This is a genomic window from Pseudomonas bohemica (genome assembly GCF_002934685.1).
Classification (GTDB): domain Bacteria; phylum Pseudomonadota; class Gammaproteobacteria; order Pseudomonadales; family Pseudomonadaceae; genus Aquipseudomonas; species Aquipseudomonas bohemica.
In genome coordinates, this window is sequence record NZ_NKHL01000106.1 from 107,417 (window position 1) to 128,127 (window position 20,711).

Annotated in this window: 21 protein-coding genes; 8 read left to right on the forward strand and 13 right to left on the reverse strand. The window is 60.3% G+C overall.

Features of this window, described 5'->3' with window-relative positions:
- Positions 1–72: 72 nt before the first annotated feature.
- Positions 73–678: a mechanosensitive ion channel family protein gene (locus CE491_RS13170; RefSeq protein WP_110948787.1), complete on the reverse strand. Its 606-nt coding sequence runs from the start codon at positions 676–678 to the stop codon at positions 73–75.
- A complete protein-coding gene (locus tag CE491_RS13175; RefSeq protein WP_110948788.1) occupies positions 678–2,588 on the reverse strand; it encodes an ATP-binding cassette domain-containing protein in 1,911 nt (636 codons plus the stop codon). Before CE491_RS13175 ends, CE491_RS13170 begins: the two co-directional genes overlap by 1 nt.
- A gap of 46 nt (positions 2,589–2,634) precedes the next feature.
- On the opposite strand from CE491_RS13175, the gene CE491_RS13180 reads away from it, so the two are divergent.
- Positions 2,635–3,102 carry a TIGR02444 family protein gene (locus tag CE491_RS13180; RefSeq protein ID WP_110948789.1) on the forward strand — a complete coding sequence of 156 codons (468 nt, stop codon included), beginning with the start codon at positions 2,635–2,637 and terminating at the stop codon, positions 3,100–3,102.
- On the opposite strand, the gene CE491_RS13185 is transcribed toward CE491_RS13180, so the two are convergent.
- Positions 3,099–4,253, reverse strand: coding sequence for an AlgP family protein (locus tag CE491_RS13185; protein WP_110948790.1), 1,155 nt, complete (start codon positions 4,251–4,253; stop codon positions 3,099–3,101). The genes CE491_RS13180 and CE491_RS13185 overlap by 4 nt on opposite strands.
- 180 nt (positions 4,254–4,433) lie before the next feature.
- Here CE491_RS13185 and CE491_RS13195 point away from each other — a divergent pair, with 180 nt between their 5' ends.
- Positions 4,434–5,111 (forward strand): FKBP-type peptidyl-prolyl cis-trans isomerase, encoded by a 678-nt coding sequence (locus tag CE491_RS13195; RefSeq protein ID WP_110948792.1) that lies wholly within the window; start codon positions 4,434–4,436, stop codon positions 5,109–5,111.
- Between the two features lie 74 nt (positions 5,112–5,185).
- On the opposite strand, the gene rsd is transcribed toward CE491_RS13195, so the two are convergent.
- From rsd to CE491_RS13230, 8 genes are all read right to left on the reverse strand, one after another.
- Complete coding sequence (gene rsd, locus CE491_RS13200; RefSeq protein WP_110948793.1) at positions 5,186–5,644, reverse strand: sigma D regulator; 459 nt, start codon at positions 5,642–5,644, stop codon at positions 5,186–5,188.
- Positions 5,645–5,828: 184 nt separating this feature from the next.
- Positions 5,829–6,356 (reverse strand): disulfide bond formation protein B, encoded by a 528-nt coding sequence (locus CE491_RS13205; RefSeq protein WP_110948794.1) that lies wholly within the window; start codon positions 6,354–6,356, stop codon positions 5,829–5,831.
- A 249-nt stretch (positions 6,357–6,605) separates the two neighbouring features.
- Positions 6,606–7,853, reverse strand: a complete 1,248-nt coding sequence (locus CE491_RS13210; protein ID WP_110948795.1) for a heme biosynthesis protein HemY — start codon at positions 7,851–7,853, stop codon at positions 6,606–6,608.
- Positions 7,850–8,992 carry a uroporphyrinogen-III C-methyltransferase gene (locus tag CE491_RS30750; protein ID WP_234407587.1) on the reverse strand — a complete coding sequence of 381 codons (1,143 nt, stop codon included), beginning with the start codon at positions 8,990–8,992 and terminating at the stop codon, positions 7,850–7,852. Before CE491_RS30750 ends, CE491_RS13210 begins: the two co-directional genes overlap by 4 nt.
- Positions 8,993–9,043: 51 nt before the next feature.
- Positions 9,044–9,817 (reverse strand): uroporphyrinogen-III synthase, encoded by a 774-nt coding sequence (locus CE491_RS30755; RefSeq protein WP_234407588.1) that lies wholly within the window; start codon positions 9,815–9,817, stop codon positions 9,044–9,046.
- On the reverse strand, positions 9,814–10,755 hold the full coding sequence (hemC, locus tag CE491_RS13220) for a hydroxymethylbilane synthase (protein WP_110948796.1): 942 nt from the start codon (positions 10,753–10,755) through the stop codon (positions 9,814–9,816). Before hemC ends, CE491_RS30755 begins: the two co-directional genes overlap by 4 nt.
- A 295-nt stretch (positions 10,756–11,050) precedes the next feature.
- Complete coding sequence (locus tag CE491_RS13225) at positions 11,051–11,797, reverse strand: LytR/AlgR family response regulator transcription factor (RefSeq protein ID WP_110948797.1); 747 nt, start codon at positions 11,795–11,797, stop codon at positions 11,051–11,053.
- On the reverse strand, positions 11,794–12,876 hold the full coding sequence (locus CE491_RS13230) for a sensor histidine kinase (protein ID WP_110948822.1): 1,083 nt from the start codon (positions 12,874–12,876) through the stop codon (positions 11,794–11,796). The genes CE491_RS13225 and CE491_RS13230 overlap by 4 nt, the downstream gene beginning before the upstream one ends.
- A gap of 156 nt (positions 12,877–13,032) precedes the next feature.
- On the opposite strand from CE491_RS13230, the gene argH reads away from it, so the two are divergent.
- From argH to CE491_RS13250, 4 genes are all read left to right on the forward strand, one after another.
- Positions 13,033–14,427 carry an argininosuccinate lyase gene (argH, locus tag CE491_RS13235; RefSeq protein WP_110948798.1) on the forward strand — a complete coding sequence of 465 codons (1,395 nt, stop codon included), beginning with the start codon at positions 13,033–13,035 and terminating at the stop codon, positions 14,425–14,427.
- Between the two features lie 66 nt (positions 14,428–14,493).
- The gene (locus tag CE491_RS13240; RefSeq protein ID WP_110948799.1) at positions 14,494–14,784 is read left to right on the forward strand and encodes a hypothetical protein; all 291 of its coding nucleotides are present in this window, start codon (positions 14,494–14,496) and stop codon (positions 14,782–14,784) included.
- A gap of 244 nt (positions 14,785–15,028) precedes the next feature.
- On the forward strand, positions 15,029–15,277 hold the full coding sequence (locus CE491_RS13245) for a TIGR02647 family protein (RefSeq protein ID WP_110948800.1): 249 nt from the start codon (positions 15,029–15,031) through the stop codon (positions 15,275–15,277).
- 209 nt (positions 15,278–15,486) lie between these two features.
- Positions 15,487–18,336, forward strand: coding sequence for a class I adenylate cyclase (locus CE491_RS13250; protein WP_110948801.1), 2,850 nt, complete (start codon positions 15,487–15,489; stop codon positions 18,334–18,336).
- A 140-nt stretch (positions 18,337–18,476) separates the two neighbouring features.
- On the opposite strand, the gene CE491_RS13255 is transcribed toward CE491_RS13250, so the two are convergent.
- Positions 18,477–18,695, reverse strand: a complete 219-nt coding sequence (locus tag CE491_RS13255; protein ID WP_110948802.1) for a DUF1289 domain-containing protein — start codon at positions 18,693–18,695, stop codon at positions 18,477–18,479.
- Positions 18,695–19,051, reverse strand: coding sequence for an iron donor protein CyaY (cyaY, locus tag CE491_RS13260; RefSeq protein ID WP_110948803.1), 357 nt, complete (start codon positions 19,049–19,051; stop codon positions 18,695–18,697). Before cyaY ends, CE491_RS13255 begins: the two co-directional genes overlap by 1 nt.
- Before the next feature lie 238 nt (positions 19,052–19,289).
- On the opposite strand from cyaY, the gene lptM reads away from it, so the two are divergent.
- A complete protein-coding gene (gene lptM / locus CE491_RS13265; RefSeq protein WP_110948804.1) occupies positions 19,290–19,451 on the forward strand; it encodes an LPS translocon maturation chaperone LptM in 162 nt (53 codons plus the stop codon).
- 9 nt (positions 19,452–19,460) lie between these two features.
- Positions 19,461–20,708 (forward strand): diaminopimelate decarboxylase, encoded by a 1,248-nt coding sequence (gene lysA / locus CE491_RS13270; protein WP_110948805.1) that lies wholly within the window; start codon positions 19,461–19,463, stop codon positions 20,706–20,708.
- The last annotated feature ends 3 nt before the right edge of the window (positions 20,709–20,711 follow it).

The window sequence follows — 20,711 nt, forward strand, 5'->3', positions numbered from 1 at the left end:
AACCTAGTGTCTGCGGGGGCCAAAGGCCAATGATTTCTAACTGTTACGCCGTGTTCGCACACAACTGTGGGGCTATTTCGGCGCCGAGGTTTCGCCTGCACGCTTCTCGCCCGAGATGATCGCCATGCCATCGTGACCGCGCCAGCGGCGGATCGATTTCTGAAAAAACTGGCTGTTGGGCACCTGCACCAGTGTGCCGCCCAACTCGGCAGGTTCGACCAGCGTGGTAAACATCAGATTGATGGCGGTGACACGCCCCTTGATGCCGGGTTTGTCGGTGGTATCCACCAGTTCGACCACGTCGCCGATACGAAACGGCCCCATGGTGAAGATGAACACCGCGCACAGCAGGTTCGACAGCACGCTCCACATGGCGAAGAACGCCACTGCCGCCACCGCTACGAACCCCGACAACGCTGCCCACAACACAGAAGCCGATACACCCAGGCGTCCGAGCACGGCCACGAATGCGGTGCCCATGATCAACCAACGCAACCCGCCGCGAAGCATAACCAGCAGCTCTGGCGGCAGCAGCGGGTAACGCTCGGCGAGTCGGGTAAGAAACCGCGCAACCGCTCGTTGCAGGGTGTAACCCACCAAAAGAATCAACAGGATCTGCAACGCGACCAGAATCGGTTCGATCCAGTAAGCCGGTACCGGGAGTGCCAACGATTCCATCAGGACAGCGCTTCCAGTTCGGCCTGCATCGATTCCAGCAACTCCAGCGCTTCCATCCACGCCTCTTCCAACTCCGATTCGCGAACCTTGAGCCTGGCTTGATCGGCCAGCAAATCGCGCAGCTTGTCTTTGTTGGCGGCTTCATAAATAGCGCTGTCGCCCAAGGCTGCTTCGATCTTCGCCAGTTTCTCGTGCAGCGTGCCCAGCTCCTTTTCCAGCTTCTCGGCCTCGCGCTTGTGCGGTGCCAGTTGCTGACGCAGGGCCGCTGCTTGCTGACGCTGGGCTTTCTTGTCGGTCTTGTCAGCGTTGACCGGCGTATTGCTGACCGGCGCATTGCGTTGACGATAATCCGCTAGCCAGCGGGTGTAGTCGTCCAGATCGCCGTCGAACTCCTCAACCACACCGTCGGCGACCAACAGGAAGTTGTCGGTGGTGCTCTTGAGCAGATGACGATCGTGGGAAACCACCATCACCGCGCCGCTGAATTCCTGCAACGCCATGGTCAGGGCCAGGCGCATTTCCAGGTCCAGGTGGTTGGTCGGCTCGTCAAGCAGCAGCAGGTTGGGTTTGTCCCAGGCGATCAGCGCCAGTGCCAGACGCGCCTTCTCACCACCGGAGAAATTCAGCACCGGCTCTTCGAGTCGCGCGCCGCGGAAGTCGAAGCCTCCGAGGAAGTCGCGCAGGGTCTGCTCGCGCTCGGACGGCGCGATGCGTTGCAGATGCAGCAGCGGGCTGGCCTTGGCGTCGAGGGAGTCCAGTTGATGCTGGGCGAAATAGCCAACAACCGTGTTCTCGCCCCGGAACAATCGCCCGCTAAGCGGTTCGAGTTCGCCAGCGAGGTTTTTGATCAGAGTGGACTTACCAGCGCCGTTCGGCCCCAGCAGACCGATGCGCGCACCCGGCGTGAGTTGCAGTTTGACCTTCTGCAGCACGGCCTTATCGCCGTAGCCCAGGCGCGCGTCGGAGAGGTCCAGCAAAGGGCTGGAGATTTTGTCGGACTCGCGGAAGGTGAAGTCGAAGGGAGAATCGACATGCGCCGCCGACAGTTCTTCCATTCGCTCCAGTGCCTTGATGCGGCTCTGTGCCTGACGGGCCTTGGTGGCCTGAGCCTTGAAGCGAGCGATGTACTTTTCCATGTGCGCTCGCTGCGCCTGCTGCTTCTCGTAGGCCTGTTGCTGCTGGGCCAGACGTTCGGCGCGGGCACGTTCGAAAGCGCTGTAGCCGCCGCGGTAAAGCGTGATCTTTTTCTGTTCGACATGGGCGATGTGATCGACCACCGAGTCGAGGAAATCCCGGTCGTGGGAGATCAGCAGCAAAGTACCCGAATAGCCCTTGAGCCAGTCTTCGAGCCACAGAATGGCATCGAGGTCCAAGTGGTTGGTTGGCTCATCGAGCAGCAACAGGTCCGACGGACACATCAGTGCCTGCGCAAGGTTCAGACGCATCCGCCAGCCACCGGAGAAACTTCCGACCTGCCGTTCCATCTGGTCATTGGTGAAGCCAAGACCCGCCAGCAGTTTGCGAGCACGGGCATCGGCGGTGTAGCCATCGGCGCTGTCCAGCTCCGAATGCAGACGCGCTTGAGCCGCGCCGTCGTGCGCTGCTTCGGCAGCTGCCAGATCATGCTGCACCTGACGCAGGCGCAGGTCGCCGTCCAGGACGTAGTCCACGGCCAAACGCTCGAGGGTGTCGACCTCTTGGCGCATGTGCGCGATGCACCAATCGGCGGGCAGCGAGCAGTCGCCATTGTCGGGGGACAGCTCACCCCGCAGCAAGGCGAACAGGCTCGATTTACCGGCGCCATTCGCGCCGATCAGGCCGGCTTTCTGGCCGGCGTGCAGGGTCAGCTCGGCGTCTTCTAGCAGACGTTGCGGACCACGCTGTAAGGTGAGGCTTTGAAGTCTGATCATAATGGCGGCGGAGTCTACCAGCTTCGTCCAAAACAGGTAGATGACTATGCTCTGCGACCTTTGGAGTTTCACCCTGGATTTTTACGCCCGCCCAGGCGTGGAGCAGGCCTGCCTGACGCTGCAAGCTGGCGGCGGCAACGTCTGCGCGCTGCTGTGCGGCGTATGGCTGGACCAGCGCAGCATCGTCTTCGACCCGAAGCGGGCCGAGGAAATCAGACAATTGGCCACCCCGTGGCACGATCAGGTTGTCGGGCCGATCCGAGCGGTGCGCACACAGTGGAAAGCCGCGGCTACGACTGACGAAGAACTCAGTGCGCTGCGCAAACGCTTGAAAGGGCTGGAGCTGGATGCCGAGCGTGAGCTGCTGGTGAGACTGCAACGACTGGTCCAGGACTGGCCTGGACAAGAGGCTCAACACACCGGCGCCTGGCTGGAAGCACTCGCGGGAGAAGCCGCGAAAGAGGCGCCCGACGCGCTGCAGATTTTGCGGCGCGTCGGGGAGGATCTCGCTTAAGAAGCGCTGTTCGAGCTCGAACCGGTCGCCGGAGTAGCTGCCGAGGTAGTCGGCGTCACTGTGGCGGCTGAAGCGGCGGTCGAAGTGGACGCAGCTGGAGCAGGGGTCGCAGGCTTGGCTGCAGCGCCAGGAGCCGGAGCTGGCTTGGCTGCCGGCTTGGCAGCGGGCTTGGTCGCGGTCGGTTTGGCTGCCGGTTTGGCGGCTGGCTTGCTGGCTGCAGGCTTGGCGACGGCGGGCTTCGCGGCTGGTTTCGCAGCAGCGGTCGCTGGCTTGGCTGCCGGTTTAGCAGTTGCTGGCTTCGCGGCGGCACTGGCGGTTGGCTTGGCAGATGGCACTTTTGCAGCAGGCTTGGCTGCAGATTTAGCTGCCGGTTTCGCAGCAGCGGCTGGTTTGGCTGCCGGTTTTGCTGCAGCTGTTTTAGCAGGAGCTTTGGCAGGAGCTTTAGCAGCGGCCGGCGCCTTCGCAGCAGGTTTGGCGGCTGGTTTGCTGGCTGCCTTGGCGGCTGGTTTCGCAACGGCTGGTGCTTTGGCGGCAGCAGGTTTGGCAGATACAGCCCTGGCAGCTGGCTTGGCGCCCGGCTTGGCAGCAGCGGTTTTCAACGGCGCTTTTGCAGCAGGTTTTGCGACGACGCTCTTCGCGACAGGCTTGGCAGCGGTGGCCTTGGCGGGCGCTCTTGCCGGAGCCTTGGCGGCTGTCTTGGCTGCGGCCTTGGCGGCTGATTTAGTCGTTGCCTTGGCAGGAGCCTTGGCCGCACGATCACTCAGTGCCTTGCCGACAGCTTCCTTTACACGGCCAATACCCTGCGCCAGCTTCAGGCTTTCCTGAGCATCGCGTTTGAGGTTGAGGATGTAGGTGCGGGTCTCGGTCTGACGGTCTTTCAGTGCATCGAGCAGCGCTTCGAGTTCAGCGACTGCATCTTTGGCCTTGGCTTGAGCCTTGGCTTTGCCGGCCGTAGCGGCGTCCTGCAATTTGGAGCGGGATTTGTGCAGTTTTTCCTGGGCTTTGCCGCGTTGTTTTTCAAGCTTGGCGAGCAGCTTCTCGGCATCAGCCAAAGCTTGAGAGCAGGCGTCTTCAAGGTGTTCGAGCAAGCTGCTCGAGAGCTGTTGGAGCAAATGCAACGGAGTGTTTACTGGCTTCTTGGTGGCCGACATGACTTACCTCCTGGCTGATTTGAATGCGGCTCATACTAGACCTCTGCCCGCACCGCCGCTAGGCCATCTTGACACTACAAATCCAGCTCTGTTGCAAGTTGGCCAAAAACCCTGCACATCACCATCACATTCCCCATTGCGCGCTGGCATAATCGCCACTTCCCAGGCCGGAGAGCATTCATGTCGCGCTACTTGTTAATGTCGTTGTTCCTCTTGGTATCCATTGCCCACGCGAACGATGCTCCGCCCTCCGACAATGCCCATGACCTGGCGTACAGCCTGGGGGCGAGCCTGGGCGAACGTCTGCGCCAGGAAGCACCGGACCTGCAGCTGCCCGCCTTGATCGAAGGCTTGCAGCAGGCATATCAAAACAAGCCGCTGGCGATCAAGCAGGATCGCATGGAGCAGATCCTGAGCGACCATGACGCTGCGTTGGCGCAGGCGGAAAATTCCGGTCAGCCCGAGCCGCAGACCGAAGCCGCGCTGAAGGAAGAGCATCGTTTCATGGATGCCGAAAAAGCCAAGCCTGGCGTTCGCCAACTGGCCGACGGCATCCTGATGACTGAACTGACACCCGGCACCGGCCCCAAACCCGACATCAACGGCCGCGTTCAAGTGAAATACGTCGGGCGTCTGCCCGATGGGACGATCTTCGATCAGAGCCAGCAGCCACAATGGTTTCGTCTGGACAGCGTGATCGCAGGCTGGACCACCGCGCTGGTGGACATGCCGGTGGGAGCGAAATGGCGGCTGGTGATTCCTTCGGCGCAAGCCTATGGCGCAGAAGGAGCGGGAGATTTAATCGACCCGTATACACCGCTGGTGTTTGAAATTGAGCTGCTTGCGGTATCACAGTAGACGCGGAATGTGTGGCGTCCAAAGCCAAAAAAGGGCGCCGCATGGCACCCTTTTTCTTTTAACCGCAAAACCGATCAGGCCTGAACCGCGTCCTGGTGCTTATGCGCGTTGTGCAGCACTTCGATCAGACAGTCTTCCAGCTCGAAGCGCTCATGCAACAAGCCCCCCAGCTCCTTGAATTTCTCCGCCACACACTTGCCTTCATCACACAGATCATTAAAAGCCAACAGCTTCTCAGTGATCACATCGATACGAGGATAAAGCGTATCGGCAAGCTCCAGCCCGCGTTGATCGTTGAACGCTTTGGCCTCGCCAGTCAGCTGCTCATAGATTTCGAAATGACCTGCCGATACGTAATCGACGAGAGTGCCGCAAAACTCCTGCAGCTGCTTGGTGGTTTCAGACAATGCTTCCGGCTTCTCGCCAAGTGCATCGTAATCCTTGATCAGTTTGTTGCGCTCCAGCAACCAACGATCGATCAGCTTGTGAACCCCACCCCAGCGTTCCTGAGCATTCTGACAACTTTCCAGCATGATGTTCTCTCTTCCCTTCAGGGGCATGCTGCCTGTAACCGCTTTGCGATCCGGCGTGATGCTTATGAAAACCGGCTCTGAAAAAACGTCGACAGCAGCATTATTTCGATGATGCGTGCGAGCCAGATTATGCGCGCATGACGTGTGCTTCAAGGTACGCAGGAGATAAAGTTCATACAAGTGTTTAATCCGCCGAGCCCACTTCCATTGATCTGAATCGGCGAAATTCGATGAAAAGGTAGTACAGCGCGAACAGGCTGATGCCCGCGAACGCCAAAAGGCTCCACTCCGGAAGACTGATGCCGAAAAGTGACCAGGTGATTTCAGAACACCCCGCGTGGCCGGCGAAGATCAACGCCAGGACCTTGAGCCAAGGCTGCGTGTCGAGCAGATATTGCAGGTTGACCAGGCATGCGGCCGGGTTCTCTGGAGGGGTCGCTTGCAACCAGACTTGACGCCCCGCCAGCGCTGCCCCGATCAACGAAACGAATAACAGAATCGCCGAATAAACACGCCAACCGATTGCGCCAGGCCCATGCAGCGCTGCGATCAGGCAGATACCGGAGCAGGTCAACATCAGTATCCGCTGCGCAAAGCAGAGGGGGCACGGGGCAGAGCCCACCACCCGCTGCAGATAAATAACCGCTCCCACGATCAACGCACAGGCGAAAAACACCAGAAAGAACAGGGAACGTGTGCGAGCCAGATGCATGGAAAATCCGTAACAAAAGACGAAGGCGGTTACGGTAGAGGAAAGCGAGACTCGCTTTCAAGGCAACCAGAGGAGGATATTTCTTAGTGTAAGTAAGGATTTCCCGACCGCAGGAATAGGAAGTTACACCCGCCACCAACGGATCGCGACAAAAGCCTCCAGGATTTTGGGAAACCCCCTACACGAATTAAGGATCCAGCCGCAAAAAAGGCCCTGATACAGGGCCTTATGCTGGCTGGCCCGTCGCTCTCACGCGCGAGCCAACGCGGGCAACGGGCGCGCCAATAAACGCTCGTCCAGAAGCCCCAGACCTTCTTGGAACAACTGATTGCTGCGATCAGTTTCACCCAATTGACCAAGCAGGCGCGCGAGTTCAGCACAGGCTTCCGGATTACGCTGCAGTCTGAGGCTGCCCTCCAGGTAATCGCGCGCCTTGCCCCATAGGCTGCTCTGCAGGCACAGGCGCCCCAGAGTCAACAGCAGACCGGGATCATCCGGGTGCTGTTTCAGCCAACCTTCAGCGGTCTGCAGCTGATTTCCGGGATCGCTGCCACGCACCAGCCCGTAGAGGCGCGCCAAGTGACTGTTGTAGTCGCGCTTGATGGCATTGCGCAGAACTTCTTCGGCCTGCACATCTGCGCCATGACGACGCAGTTGCTCGGCGTAGGCCAGAATCAACGTCGGTTCCTGACGCTGGGCAGAGGTGAGTTGCTGCCAGGCTTTTTCCAGCGCCGGCAGACCGGCTGGCCCTGCTTCGCCTTCCGCACCCTGATACGCCGCCAGCGACAGATTCTCGCCCCACGCACGCTTTTCAAGTTCCGCCAGTTCCTGCGCGGGCAGGACTTTGTCCTTGCGCAGTTCCGGCATCAGGCGAATCAGCTGCGACCATTCGCCGCGCTGGCGATACAGACGCTGCAGCTGACGCAACACCTGTGGGTTATGCGGATGCCGCTCGCGCATGGCCTGCAAGGTCACCAGCGAGCCGTCGCTGTCGCCGCGATCCAGCTGCAGTTGCGCGTGATTCAGGGCAACCGCGAGTTCCGCATGTGGCTGCCGCTCAAGCGCCCGTTCGAGCAGGTTGTCGCACTCTTCATAGCGCCCCTGTTCGTTCGCCGCGCGCGCAGCGCCAAGGTAATACAGCAGCGGCTGACGCTCAGCCTCGGCAGCGCGATGCAGATGGCGCTGAGCACTGGCCCAGCGACCTTCGGCAAGATCCAATTGACCTTGCTCGATAGCCACCTGCACGCGACGGCTGCGGTTGCGGCGCGACCATGGATTGACCACGCCGCCCGAGGTGGTCAGCAGCCTGATCAGGCCACGCACCAGCCAGACAAGCAATACAACGGCCACCAGCAACGCCAGCGTTGCCCACAGACTGGACTCGTAGCGGAAGGTGTCATACGCGATCAGCACGTAACCGGTATGGCGAGAAATAGCGATACCCGCCAGCGCCGCTACCACGATCAGGACAAAGACGATCACATAGCCGCGCTTCATGGCTTGCTCCCCGGCTGCGCCCCTTCAGCGGGTTGCTCCAGCGCACCACCCACAGGGGTATGACGCTGCTCCAGATACGCTTGCACCGCATTCAGGCTTTGCGTCAGGTCAGGGGTGATCACGGAAACCGGCTGTTTTGCCAGCTCGTCCAGACGCTCGCCCAGCACCTTGCTTTGCGGGTTGTCCTGATTGAAATTGGCATTCAGCACACTGCGCGCTTCAGTCACGGCTTGGGTGTAGACCTGCGCCTCACCATTGAGCGCCGCCCATTGCGCCTGCTCCAGCGCCAGGCTCAACGCCAGACGCACCTGGGTCAGACTCTGGCCAGCCAGCAGCGGACGGATGTTCTTGTCAGCGTGGAAATCGATCCGGACATATTGGGAGATCTTGTCCCACCATTTCGCCCAATAGCCGTCTTCGCTGCCGTCGGTAAGCCCAAGCAACGACTCGCCCTGGTCCTTGTACTCGGGCGCCAGCGCATTGAGTTGCGTGGCTTGCTCGCGCAAAGCGGCCAGTTGCAGGAACAGTCCGGTACGGTCCGGCTGATCGACGCTGCGCAGTGCAGCCAGGCTCTTGGCCAGTTGTTCGCGAGCAGCGAAAGCGCCCGGGTCGTCCTGCTCGCGCAAAATCTCGTCGGCGCCCTGAACCAACGCCTGCGCACTGTTGATATCCTGCAGTGCCGACAACCTCAGGCTGGCCAGACGCAACAGATGTTCGGCCTCGGCCAGACGCCAATCCTTGCGGCTCGCGCCGAGCACGGTTTCCACACGCTGGCTCAAACGCTGCTGATCGCCTTGCAACTGTGTCACCAGCCGACGACGGTCTTCCAGCTCCTGCGCAGGTGGCAGTTGCGCCAGACGGGTAGCCAGTTGCTGTTCGCTCTGTTTGAGCGCTTGGGTCTGTGAGCCGATGTCCTGCAACTGGCTGGACTGCTGTTGATGACCCGCTTGAACAGCGCGCAGCTGCCAGACGCTCCATCCACCGACAGCCACGCCCGCTGCGCCCAGCAACAAGGCCAGAATGACCAGACCGTTACTGGAACGGCGATTCGACGGTTCTTTTTGCGCTGGATCCGGAAGCGGCTCAGGTTTGGCCAGTACCGGTTCAACGTCATCTTTAGGCAAGACTGTTTCGCTCACGTATCCATCCTTTGCATTTGGGCGTAATCGCGTAATCCGAGTCGTCGATCATTACGCCTGAGAGGCAGGCCCGGGTTGCTCCCGCAGCGCTGCCAGCAAGGCCGAAGCGCTGGCGCCACGGCAGTCCACTACGGTCTGAGCCCCGGCTTCACGCGCCAGTTCAGCGACCCGGGGGCTCGGTACGAATAAAGGCATCTGCGCCAGTTGCGGCCAGGCATCGCCCGCCAGCTCGCGCAGATGTTGAAAACCCTGTCCACTGCTGACCACCAGCCCGTTCAAGCGTTCCGCTGCAACCCGCTGTGGCAGCGCGAAAGCCGGGTATTGCGGGAGGTTGCGGCGGTACAGCGCAAGATAATCGACACTTACGCCTCGCGCGCGCAAGTGTTCTGCCAACAACTGGCGGCCGTCTTCGCCGCGCATGATCAGCACCTTTGGGTCATAGCCGGAAATGGCTTCTTGAAGCTGCGGCAGTTCGAGCAACGCTTCGCTGTCGTCACCTTGTTCGGGGAAGAATACCCGCAGGCCGTAGTCGTCAAGGATTTGCGCGGTCGCTGCGCCGACGGTGAACCAGGTCTGCATCGGCGGTTGCGGCCAGATCTCGTCAACCATTTCGAGGCCAAGCCGAGCAGCAGGCTTGCTGACGACGATCACCGCGCAGTAAGCCGCGAGGTTGTAGATGATCGAGCGGTTTTCTTCCGAAACAGGCAGCGGCTCGATTTCCAGCAGTGGCAGGCTTGCACTGTACACGCCCTGCTCTGCGAGAGTCTGTGCCAGCGCCTGCGAGTCTTCGGCCGGGCGCGTCAGCAGCAGGCGCCAACCCTTCACTCTTCGTCCGCCTCGCCGTAGACAGCCTTCAGAATTTTCGCCGCACCTTGCGCCAGCAGCGCTTCGGCGACCTGTACGCCCAGGGCTTGTGCATCGGCGTGTGGCGCTCGGGCTTCGGCACGTAGCAGCAGGCTGCCGGCAGGATCGCCCACCAGGCCACGCAGCCAGAGCTGGTCGTTTTCCAGCACCGCATAGCAGGCGATCGGCACTTGGCAGCCACCATTGAGGTGCTTGTTCAGCGCTCGCTCGGCAGTGACGCGCACAGCGGTATCGGTGTGGTGCAGCGGTGCCAGCAAGGCGTGAAGTTCAGTGTCGACACTGCGGCACTCGATACCGACGGCACCCTGGCCACCAGCGGGCAAGCTGTGGTCGATGCTGATCGGCGAGGTAATGCGGTCTTCGAACCCGAGCCGAATCAGGCCAGCTGCTGCGAGGATGATGGCGTCGTATTCACCGGCATCGAGCTTGGCCAGACGCGTGTTGACGTTGCCACGCAGGAAATGGATTTTCAGATCGGGCCGAAGCGCCAACAGTTGCGCCTGACGACGCAGGCTCGACGTTCCGACGATGCTGCCGGCAGGCAGCTCATCGAGGTTGGCGAAGGTATTGGAAACGAAGGCATCGCGCGGGTCTTCACGCTCGCAAATGCAGAACAGGCCCAGTCCCTGCGGGAAGTCCATCGGCACGTCTTTCATGGAGTGCACGGCAATGTCGGCTTCGTTCTCCAGCAGCGCGGTTTCCAGCTCCTTGACGAACAGGCCCTTGCCGCCAATTTTCGACAGCGGTGAATCCAACAGTTTGTCGCCACGGCTGACCATCGGGACCAGGCTCACGATCAGGCCTGGATGTGCTTGCTGCAGACGCGCCTTGACGTATTCGGCCTGCCAGAGCGCCAGCGCACTTTTGCGGGTAGCGATGCGGATTTCGCGAGTGGACATGGATCAATCCGTACTGAGTGAATGCGGCGGATGATAACAGCTCGGCCCAATCGGGCCGAATGACTGTCGTCAATGTGCTCGCATCATGATCCCAACCGATGCACGGATGCCATGTGACGGAGGGTCGCCGGCCAGACGCTGCGATCGCCTGCAGCAGTACGGCTGTCGACGGTTTCGAACTGAGTCAATGCCCTGTGGGGGTGAGCTTGCTCACGAAAGGCCCGTACATTCGCAACGCTTTTGCGCTCGATACACCGCTTCGTGAGCAAGCTCACTCATACACAGCAATCGCGGCTTACAGCTGCTGCATCATCTTGCGCACACCCGCCACATGCCTGCGGCTGACGATCAGTGCATCGCCGTTCAGGCCCTTGAGGAACAGCTGAAAGTGCCCCAGCGGCGTGCGCTGCAGGCGCTCGATGCGATCACGGGCGACCAGCGCATTGCGGTGAATACGCACGAAGCGATCTCCGAACTCGTCTTCCAGTGCCTTAAGCGGCTCATCGAGCAGAACTTCGCCGTCCTCGTGACGCAGGGTCACGTATTTGTGGTCGGCGATGAAGTAAATCACATGATCCAGCGGAATCAGCTCGATGCCTTTGCGGGTGCGGGCGCTGATGTGGCTGCGTGGGCCGCTGCCACTTTCCGCCGCAGGGCGGGTCATCGCCGCCAGCTGCACGCGATTGGGCCGCTCGGCCTTTTTCAACGCTTCGAGCAGATGCTCCGGACGCACCGGCTTGACCAGGTAACCCACGGCGCTGACCTGGAAAGCCTCAAGAGCAAACTCATCATGGGCCGTGCAGAACACCACGGCGGGCGGTGTGTCGCGCTCGCATAATTTGGCTGCAACCTGCAGCCCATCCAGGCCCGGCATGCGGATGTCGAGTAAAACCACATCGGGTTTCAGATTATCGATCATCGTCAAGGCTTCTTCGCCATTGGCGGCTCCGGGTTCAAGGACCCGATAACCCTCGAGATCACCGACCATTCGGCCCAGGCGTTCGCGGGCTAGGGGTTCATCATCAACGATCAGGACATTCATATTGCTCTGGCTTCCTGCGTGAGTCTCGCACAAGGATAGCGTAGACAGGTGAAGTGACGACCGTCACGGCGCTCCACGCTCAGACTTGCGAGAGGACCAAAAAGTGCCGTGATCCGGGCGCCGATATTTGCCAAGGCTTGCTGAGTGCCGCTTGAAGCCTGCCGGTGGGCGGCTTCGTCATAGGGATTACTGACGCGCAATATGAATACTCCCCGTTCGTAGTCCGCCTCGACTCTGACCACACCGCCTTCGACACGGGGCGCGATGCCATAGATCAACGCGTTCTCAAGTAATGGCTGCAAGGTTAGCTGGGGAATCGGCAAGTCGTCGGGAATTGCACCGACGTCCCAGTCCAACTGTAGACGCTCGCCAAGTCGATATTGCTCAATCGATAAATAACGTTTGGCCAACTCCAGCTCTTCACCCCACGTCGTCAGGCTGCCGGGCTTGCCCAGACTGGCGCGAAACAGGTCCGATAGATCCAGAACCGCCTGCTCGGCCTTGATCGGGTCGCTGGTGACCAGGCTGGCGATGCTGTTAAGCGTGTTGAACAGAAAGTGCGGACGGATACGCGCCTGCAAGGACTCGATCCGGGCCCGCAATTCTGCTTGTTGCTGTTTGCGCCACTGACTCTGCAGGTAAAAGTAGCGCAACATCAGCGCTGACATGATCAACGCGATCAGGGGGTAGCGAAGATAACGCTCGATGTCACTGTCGATTGGCATTTCCCCGTCCAACTGAAAATAGTCAGTCAACGCCGTACACAGCATAGTCACCGCCACCACCAGCAAACAGCCCGTGGCACCTGCGACCCCGGGCTTCACGCGCGCGAGCCACGGGCGCAAACCACACAGCAATGCTGCCGAGAGCAACACAATCCACTGCACGAACAGCGAAATCAGCGCCAGCCGCACCCAGTCGAACCCCGGATGCATCGGCTCGACCAACACCAGGACCAGCACCAGCAACTCGGCAAGCACGACAAGAACCAGCAGCGCCTGAGGCAGGCACAGTTCCGGAAGGAAGAACTCTTTACCGGGCAAAGCGCTCTGGCCCGGATTATTGTGCTCGTTCTGCATGGCGTCAGTCTCTGCGCTCGCACCCTTGCGGGCAAGCTGTCCGGAATAAAAAACCGGCAATGCTGTTATCATCGCCCGCGCCTTTTGAAATTGGCCACGTCAGCTTTCATCAAAGCAATCATCAGTACAGTAATCAGCAGAGCAGCGAGCGAATCCATGAGCACCGACAAGACCAATCAGTCCTGGGGCGGCCGCTTCAGTGAACCCGTCGACGCCTTCGTCGCACGCTTCACCGCCTCCGTCACTTTCGATCAGCGCCTTTATCGCCACGACATCATGGGCTCGGTTGCCCACGCCACCATGCTGGCCAAAGTCGGCGTGCTGACCGATGCCGAACGCGACACCATCATCGACGGCCTGAAGACCATTCAGGGCGAAATCGAAGCGGGCTCGTTCGACTGGCGCGTGGATCTGGAAGACGTGCACATGAACATCGAAGCGCGTCTGACCGACCGCATCGGTATCACCGGCAAAAAGCTGCACACCGGCCGCAGCCGTAACGACCAGGTCGCAACCGACATCCGCCTGTGGCTGCGTGACGAAATCGATCTGATCCTGGCTGAAATCACGCGCCTGCAAGAAGGCCTGCTGGGTCTGGCCGAGCGCGAAGCCGACACCATCATGCCAGGCTTTACGCACCTGCAAACCGCACAACCGGTGACTTTCGGGCATCACATGCTGGCATGGTTCGAAATGCTCGGCCGCGACTACGAGCGTCTGGTCGATTGCCGCAAGCGCGCCAACCGCATGCCGCTGGGCAGCGCTGCACTGGCGGGCACCACGTACCCGATCGACCGCGAACTGACCTGCCAGTTGCTGGGCTTCGAAGCTGTAGGTGGCAACTCGCTGGACAGCGTGTCCGATCGCGACTTCGCCATCGAATTCTGCTCGGCCGCCAGCGTGGCGATGATGCACCTGTCGCGCTTCTCCGAAGAGCTGGTGCTGTGGACCAGTGCGCAATTCCAGTTCATCGACTTGCCGGACCGTTTCTGCACCGGCAGCTCGATCATGCCGCAAAAGAAAAACCCCGACGTACCGGAACTGGTACGTGGCAAGAGCGGCCGCGTGTTCGGCGCGCTGATGGGCCTGCTGACCTTGATGAAGGGCCAGCCCCTGGCCTACAACAAGGACAATCAGGAAGACAAGGAGCCGCTGTTCGACGCCGCCGACACACTGCGCGACTCGCTGCGTGCTTTCGCCGACATGATTCCCGCGATCAAACCCAGGCACGCGATCATGCGCGAAGCAGCCCTGCGCGGCTTCTCCACGGCGACTGACCTGGCTGACTACTTGGTCCGCCGCGGCCTGCCGTTCCGTGACTGCCACGAGATCGTCGGGCATGCCGTTAAATACGGCGTGCAGACCGGCAAGGATCTGGCGGAAATGACCTTGGAAGAGCTGCGTCAATTCAGCGACCAGATCGAGCAGGACGTGTTCGCCGTTCTGACCCTGGAAGGCTCGGTCAACGCTCGCAACCACATCGGCGGGACCGCTCCGGCTCAGGTCAAGGCTGCGGTTGAGCGTGGCAAGCAGGTCCTGGCCAACCGCTAAGCACCCTCGAACGGGCCGCATTATCCAGGCGCGGCCCCAATAACCTTTCTGCAAACCGAGAACATCATGAGCGACCGCATCGACAACGACGAAGAAGAGTTCGCTGAATCGACCCTGATCCAGGCCATCGAAAACCAGATCGAAAGCGACAACCCGCCTGCTGCCAAGGCCACTTTCAACAAGCTGACCCTGGTCGGTTACGAGCGTGAAGACATTCTGGAAATGATGGCGCACGTGTTGGCCGTGGAGATTGACGGCATCCTCGAAGAAGATCGCCCGTTCAACACCGAGTGGTACGAAAAAGCCCTGCGCGCCCTGCCCGAGCTGCCGCCGGGTGTGAAGCTGGAAGAACAATGACTGCATCTGCCCTATAGCAGCACGGCTTGCCGGCGGAGGCCGACCTGCGTCACTCACCTCCGGAAAGCCGAGCTACCGCACCACCGCTGCACGTACCCCCTGATCTGACGATCGGCCAGATACTTTCTGCAAAATCCCCAGACGCTAACTACACTCCAGATGCCTCGCGGCCTCTTGACCCACGGGGCTGTCACGTCTGCGATTCCATCGCCGCGTCATCCATTACAAAAAGTCTGGAGCATCTATGTCGTTTACCCCTGAATTGGTTGCCGAATTGGAAATCCTGTCACTGTTCAATCTGCACAATACCCAGGAGGGCCTCAAAGTCCACCACGTCGCTGCTCCCACCGCTGTTGCCGCTGCCAAACGACTCTTCGAAAAAGGCCTGACGACTCAGGTCGACGGGGGCTACCTCACCAGCCTGGGACTGGATGCCGCCGAACACGCGCAATCGCTGCTGATCATCCTTTCCACCACCCAGGAAGCGGCGTGATATCGCCCACAGTCATTTAGCCGCGAAACCTTTGCCGCAACGCTCAAATAAAGGTTTCGCGAACCCTTCATTTGTAAGATGCTGCGCCGATAAAATTCTGGCGCCAGAAAAAATACACACAGCCGCCTTAGAAACGCCTGATGCTGGATCTTCTTTCCTGTCGCTTTGCTCAGCCTCCCTGTAGTGCCGTTTGTCGGCTTTGAGTCGCGATGACCCGTAGTTTCGAGATCCGCCCCGATCTGGATGAGGGCATCGACCGCAAGGTCCTCAGCCAGCTGCGTAACCGGTTCCTGACCCTCAACGAAGGGCGGCTGGGTCGCGCCAATGAAGGTCTGTCCACGCGTCAGCAGTCGGTGCTGGCGCTGTTGCCGCTGTTCTTGCACGTCAATCATCCGCTGTTGCCCGGCTATGTTTCCGGCTCCACGCCCGCGGGGGTGTCCCACTATGAGCCGGATGCCCAGGCGCTGGCCGAAGCGCAACGGCTGACCCGGTCCTTTTCCTACAAACCGCGTCGGGGCAGTCCGCCACAGCCGATTCACGGCATTTTCCTGATGGGCAGCCTCGGCACGCTGGCTCAGGCCGATCAGAGCGACATGGACGTGTGGATCTGCCACGACCCCCACCTGTCGCCTGAACAGGTGCTGGAGTTGCGCAAGAAGTGCCAGGCGCTGCAGACCTGGGCCGCAACCATGGGCGCCGAGGCGCATTTCTTCCTCATCGACCCGGAACGGTTCGTGTTGGGCGAACGTGACGCGCAGCTCAGCGGTGAGGACTGCGGAACGACTCAGCATTACCTGTTGCTGGATGAGTTCTACCGCACAGCGATCTGGCTGGCCGGGCGCACGCCGATCTGGTGGCTGGTGCCTGTCTATGACGAGGCGCGCTACGCCGATTACACCCACACGCTGCTCTCCAAGCGTTTCATCCGCGAAGATGAGGTGCTGGATCTGGGCAATATGTCCCACATTCCAGCCGGAGAATTCATCGGCGCCGGACTCTGGCAGCTGTTCAAGGGCATCGATTCGCCCTACAAATCCGTGCTCAAACTGCTGCTTACCGAAGCCTATGCCAGCGAGCATCCGCAGGTTCATTGCCTAAGCATGCGCCTGAAGAAAGAGGTGTTCGCCAATCGCGTGAACCTCGACGAACTCGATCCGTACATGATGGTTTATCGCCGGATCGAGGAGTATCTACTGGAACGTGGCGAGCCTGAGCGGCTGGAACTGGTGCGCCGCAGCCTGTACCTGAAGGTGAACAAAAAGCTTACCGGGCTACCCCGCCAGCGCACCACCAGCTGGCAGCGCCTGTTGCTGGAGCGCTTGGCCAAGGAGTGGAAGTGGGATGAGCGTCAGTTGGCACTGCTCGACAGCCGAAGCCAGTGGAAGGTGCGACAGGTTTCCAGCGAACGCCGGGCACTGGTCAGCGAGCTCAATTACAGCTATCGCTTCCTGACCCAGTTCGCCCGCACCCAGAACGCAATCAGCTCGATCAACAAACGCGACCTCAATATCCTCGGGCGACGTCTGTATGCGGCATTCGAGCGCAAGGCAGGCAAGGTCGAGTTTATCAATCCAGGCATCTCGCCGGATCTGGCCGAGGACACGCTGACGCTGGTGCAGTCGCCTAATAAACGCGAGCCTGGAAAGTATCAATGGGGCCTGTATAACGGCAATCTGGGTGTTCATGAGTGGGAGTCCTTCGCGCCGATCAAGCGCAGCCGTGAACTGCTGGAGCTGCTTGCCTGGTGCCATCGCAACAATGTGATCGACAGCACCACGCGCCTGGCCCTGCACCCCGGCAGCAGCGACCTGACCGAATTCGAGCTGTTCAACCTGCAGGGCGCATTGCAGCAGAGCATTCCGATGCCGTTGGGGGTGGTGGCCGAAGAGGTTCTGCTGCGCCCGAGCGTGCCGAGCGAAATCCTGCTGTTGGTGAACGTCGGAGTCGATCCGCTCAAGCACCACAAGGATCTGAACATCCTGATGACCACCGAGCGCACCGACTCATTGAGCTACGCCGGGGTTCGGGAGAATCTGGTGCTGACTTTCGACCAGATCACCCTCAACAGCTGGAACGAGGTGCTGGTCAATCGATTCGACGGTCCTCACGCCCTGCTCGACTGCCTGAGCGAACTGCTCAACAACCTGCCCGCCACCTCGGCGAAACCGGTGATCAGCGTGCGCTGCTTTTGTCACAACCGCGCCCCGGCGATTGCCCAGCGAGTGGAGGAGCTGATCCAGACCGCGCAGTTGCTGCTGGCTCGCGGTCTGAATCACCGCTATCTGATTCAGGTGCAGCATCACTACCACGTGCTGGAAATGACGCCCGGACAAGTCACTCATGTGGCACTCGAGAGCCTGTCTGCCCTGTACGAATACCTGGGCGAAGAAATGCCCGGCTACAGCCCGATTCATCTGGACCCACAGGCGCTGGATGACAGCGATCTGTCGCTGATCATTCCTCACGGACAGCCAGAATGCATTCAGGTGTTCTATCGAATCAATGAGTCCCACGCCGACCTGTACGTGCTCGACGAACATAATGCGCTGTGGCATCACCGCCTGCCGTATCACGATGAGCCAAGCCTGCTGATGCCGATGCAGCGCTTCCTGCAATCGCTGATGTATCGGCGTGGGGCGCTGCTGCCGCTGGACAACCCACTCGATCCGCAGGCGCTGGAAACCCTGTATTACCGCCTCACCCCCGATGGCGCCGGGCGCGCACGGCGGGTAGAGCAACGGCTCGGTCCGGTCACGCCCACCGACAAGCCGTTTTACGATGTACAGGCGATTGTCGAAGAGGCCTCACCGGGCCAAGTCAGCGTGACCTTGTACTGCGACGGCATGGAGTTTTCGGAGCTGGAATACGGCGAGCAACTGTTCAGCGTCGTCACGCGGCAGATTCTCGATCAACGCAGCGGACCGCAACGCTATCGCTGCTACATCACGGACCTGGACCTCTCGGGAATACTGGCAGATACGCGAGGCCAAACGATCCTGTTCCTGCGCTACAAGGCCGAGCTGGAGAAATCATTGAATGACGCGATGGGTGATGCTTGAGGTTCGATAGTGCAACCTGCACTAGACCTGTAGGAGTGAGCTTGCTCACGAAGGCGCGATGTTTACCCATGAAGATGTAATGGATGTACCGGCTTCTCCGTGAGCAAGCTCACTCCCACAGGTCCGAATACATCCATCAGTCAGCACTGCGCTTGCCGGTCCGTGGCCTGCTGCACAATCTCCCGCCGCCGCTGATCGCTCGCAGAACGCCATTCGCGGATGTCTTCGACGTGTCGATAACATCCGGTACATACTTTGTGCTCGTCGAGCCGGCAGACGCTGATGCACGGCGATGGCACAGCCGGGCTGACGTTGCTGAACAGTGGCTTGGGTGCTTTGACGGGCGCGCCGGTGGTCACTATCGATTCCCGTCGTAATGACCGTCGATAGCGTCGAACTCGATTTCAACACCGGCCTGGGCCAACGTCAGACGCTGAAGCATCTCGCCTAACAGCTCTTCGCTTTTGTCGCAGACCCAGCGCTTCTCTTCTTCGTCATAATCGAAGTGGAACCCGCCCGCGGGCGCCGCCAGCCACAACTGACGCAGCGGTTCCTGGCGACTGATGATGAGCTGAGTACCATTTTCGAATTTCACGGTCAGCACACCGGCCGAACTTTCAAGGTCCAGATCCAGACCACTCTCGTCGAAGATATCCTCGATCGTATTTTGAGTCTCATCTACCAGGTCGTGAAAGCGGGCTTCGGTCAAACTCATTGCAGGAACCTCGAAAGTGTCTACTGATGGCGCAGCGACGCAAGATACGGTCGCTTCCGGCCAATTGCAAAGCATACCCGCCCAGCAGCAGCCTGCCGCGCCAAAAAATACGCGACCATCGCCAACGTATCCGGCACTTGCGTCAAAGCCCCGCCGGACGGGAACCGTGGCGCATAGGCAATCTGTCGGGTGGTCGGTATACTCGGGCGCAATTAATGCTTATACAAAGGATTTCGCCATGAAGCGCCTGATTTCCTCCCTGGCCGCGCTCCTCGCTATTGCGTGCCTGGTCTCTGCCTGCGGTCAGAAAGGTCCGCTGTACCTGCCGGATGACGACTCGTCCGACGGCAGCAGCCAGACCAAGTCGCACTCGCACAAGCATCAGACCTCGACCTACTAGGGATTGACCATGGACGCCTTCAACTACCGCGGCGGTGAGCTGTTCGCGGAAGGAGTTGCATTGTCTGCCATCGCCGAGCGTTTCGGCACGCCGACCTATGTCTACTCCCGAGCCCACATCGAGGCGCAATATCGCGCTTACGCCGATGCCCTGAGCGGCATGCCGCACTTGGTGTGCTTCGCCGTCAAAGCCAACTCCAATCTGGGCGTACTCAATGTCCTGGCGCGTCTGGGCGCCGGTTTCGACATCGTTTCCCGTGGCGAACTGGAGCGTGTGCTGGCAGCAGGCGGTCAGGCTGACAAGATCGTCTTCTCCGGCGTCGGCAAGACCCGTGACGACATGCGTCGGGCGCTGGAAGTGGGCGTGCATTGCTTCAACGTCGAATCCACCGACGAGCTGGAACGCCTGCAGGTCGTGGCCGCCGAGATGGGCAAACGCGCCCCGGTGTCCCTGCGCGTGAACCCGGACGTTGACGCCGGTACTCACCCGTACATTTCCACTGGCCTTAAAGAGAACAAGTTCGGCATCGCCATCGCAGACGCCGAAGACGTGTACATCCGCGCCGCACAGCTGCCGAACCTGGAAGTGATCGGCGTCGATTGCCACATCGGCTCGCAACTGACCACCCTGTCGCCATTCGTCGATGCGCTGGATCGCCTGCTGGATCTGGTCGATCGCCTGAGCGATTGCGGCATCCAGCTGCGCCATCTGGATCTGGGCGGCGGACTGGGCGTGCGCTATCGCGACGAAGAGCCGCCTTTCGCCGGTGACTACATCAAAGCCGTGCGTGAGCGCCTCGAAGGTCGCGATCTGGCGCTGATGTTCGAGCCGGGTCGTTTCATCGTGGCCAACGCCGGTGTGCTGCTGACCCGCATCGAATACCTCAAGCACACCGAACATAAAGATTTCGCCATCGTCGATGCCGCGATGAACGACCTGATCCGCCCAGCACTGTATCAAGCCTGGATGGATGTAAAGGCCGTTCAACCACGCGACGGCACAGCGCGCACCTACGACATCGTGGGTCCGATCTGCGAGACCGGCGACTTCCTGGCCAAGGAGCGCGAACTGGCGTTGGCCGAAGGCGATCTGCTGACCGTGCACTCTGCGGGTGCTTACGGCTTCGTCATGAGTTCCAACTACAACACCCGCGGGCGTACTGCCGAGGTGTTGGTCGATGGCGATCAAGCGTTCGAAGTGCGTCGCCGTGAAACCGTGACTGAGCTGTATGCCGGCGAAAGCCTGCTGCCGGAGTAATCC